2 protein-coding genes and 1 pseudogene are annotated in these 2,313 nt (G+C 38.0%); all 3 read left to right on the forward strand.

All coding sequences use genetic code 11. From position 1 onward, the window contains the following. On the forward strand, positions 1-221 hold a 221-nt coding region (gene gpW / locus IC220_RS07120; protein WP_188153743.1), incomplete at its 5' end, for a gpW family head-tail joining protein. Next, the gene (locus tag IC220_RS07125; protein ID WP_188153744.1) at positions 218-934 is read left to right on the forward strand and encodes a glycoside hydrolase family 25 protein; all 717 of its coding nucleotides are present in this window, start codon (positions 218-220) and stop codon (positions 932-934) included. The genes gpW and IC220_RS07125, both read left to right, overlap by 4 nt. Next, positions 925-2,313 (forward strand): annotated as a pseudogene (locus IC220_RS07130) (phage portal protein); the annotation flags it as partial. The gene IC220_RS07125 and the pseudogene IC220_RS07130, both read left to right, overlap by 10 nt.

Consider the following 2,313-nt stretch of genomic DNA (forward strand, 5'->3'; position numbering starts at 1 on the left):
ACACTGAAGAATATTTAGCTCAAGTTGAGCAAGCAATTCAGAAACTGCAAAACGGCAGGAGAGTGGTATCAATTGCTTATGGTGACCATGTGGTGAGATATGCAGAGGTGCAGATAAATGATCTTTTGAGCTTAAGGCAACGAATTAAGTCTGAGTTGAAAATTGCAGGTCAAAAGCCAAAGCGCAGGATTGTTATTGCAACTAGCAAGGGGATAATATGAGAGAATATCAAGAATTTCTCAAGCAATTGAAATATATAATAATCAATAGTGGCATTATAGAAAAAGAGGTAGAATCGAAGCCAATATCTGAGAAAAACGGGTACGCAGATGCAGTGGTAGATATTTCCCATTGGGAAGAAGATGTAGATTTTAAATTAGCTGAAAGAAATGGAATATTGGGTGTAATTCACAAAGCCAGCCAAGGACTAAAATATGTTGACTCAAAGTATGCCGAAAGAAGAAAAGAAGCTGAAAATATAGGACTGTTATGGGGTGCATACCATTTTGGTGTAGATGGAGACGGAAAAGATCAAGCTGGTCATTTTTTAGATGTGGTAGGAAATGACTCAAAAGTTTTGTTGGCACTTGATATCGAAGGAAATGAACAAGGAAAAAATATTACACCAAAGCAAGCAGAAGACTTTGTTGAAAAAATTCAAGAAGTAAAAAATAGTCTACCATTAATTTATGGAAATGCTAACTTTCTAAAAAATTTTGCCACTCCAACTTTGATAAAATGTCCATTATGGATTGCTAGCTGGAAAGAAAAACCTGTTTTACCGAGAGGATGGAACAACTGGACTTTATGGCAATATACAAATGGTAAAACAGCACATTCAGTAGAAGGAATTGGAAAATGCGATAGAAATAAATTTAATGGAACATTAGAAGAATTGAGAAAGTTTTGGTTATCAGGAGAAATATGCTTTTAAAAACATTCAAACAACTATTCAAAAAACCAAAAATTCAAAGTTCTGCATGGGATGCGTCAGGATCAGGAAGAAGAGTAATGTACTGGCATGGAGAGTCAGGAAGCATAAATAATTTGCTGTCTCAAAGCCTTGAACACTTGCGTAGTAGATCTCGGGACATGGTAAGAAAGAATCCATATGCTGCAAATATCATAGACACTATTGTTAGTAATTGTGTTGGCACGGGAATCAAGCCGCAATCAAAGGCTAAGGATCCAGAATTTCGTAAAAAAGTGCAAGAGCTGTGGTTGAGGTGGACAGATGAAGCAGATAGCTGTGGAACAAGTGATTTTTATGGATTACAAGCTCTAATTTGCAGAAGTATGATTGAAGGTGGTGAATGTTTTATTCGCCTAAGAAACCGTAAACCTGAAGATGGATTTTCTGTACCATTGCAGCTACAAGTACTGGAATCAGAGCATTTGGATAATAAGAGCAATCAAACTTTAGCAAATGGGAATATTATTCGCAATGGTATTGAATTTAACCGACTTGGGCAGAGAGAAGCGTATTACCTCTTTCGAGAGCATCCAGGAGAAGGATCATTTGGAGAATCAGTTAGAGTACCAGCAAGTGATGTTTTGCATATCTATAAACCGCTGAGACCAGGGCAAATTCGAGGAGAACCATGGCTTTCAAATGTACTTTTAAAACTCTACGAACTTGATCAATATGACGATGCAGAGCTGGTAAGAAAAAAAACTGCAGCAATGTTTGCCGGGTTTGTTACACGACTTGATCCAGAAGCAAATATAATGGGTGAAGGTGAAGCAAATGAGCATGGAGTAGCATTATCAGGTTTAGAGCCAGGAACTATGCAGCTTTTAGACCCAGGGGAAGACATTAAATTTTCAGAGCCATCTGATGTGGGTGGCAGTTATGAAGCGTTCATGAGGCAGCAATTAAGAGCTATAGCGATCGGTATGGGTATCACTTATGAGCAACTGACAGGGGATTTAACTAACGTAAATTATTCATCAATTCGAGCTGGAGTTTCGCAGAAGATGTGCGATGTTACAACACAATATTATGGTATTTCAATTTTGCCGACCAGTGTGGAATAGATGGATAGAGTTAGCTATTTTATCTGGAAAGCTTTCTACAACAGGAAAAGAAACATCGAAAGAAGTAAAATGGATAGCACAGGTGGGTGGATCCGTTAAAAGACCAGCAGGCACAGCAGATGGCGGTGAGGAATGGATTTAAGAGTAGGTCAGAAGTAGTTTCAGAGCTTGGTTATGATGTTGAGGAAATTGATCAAGAAATAGCTGAAGATCAGAGGCGTTCCTATAGTCTCAATTTAATATTTGATTCTGACTGCAAAGAGAAACAAAGAGGTA

The sequence above is a fragment of the Wolbachia endosymbiont of Pentalonia nigronervosa genome, assembly GCF_014534705.1.
Classification (GTDB): Bacteria; Pseudomonadota; Alphaproteobacteria; order Rickettsiales; family Anaplasmataceae; genus Wolbachia.

Excerpts from the sequence above, each read along its gene's own strand:
- IC220_RS07125 (WP_188153744.1), top strand. The coding sequence starts at position 218 with ATGAGAGAATATCAAGAATTTCTCAAGCAATTGAAATATATAATAATC.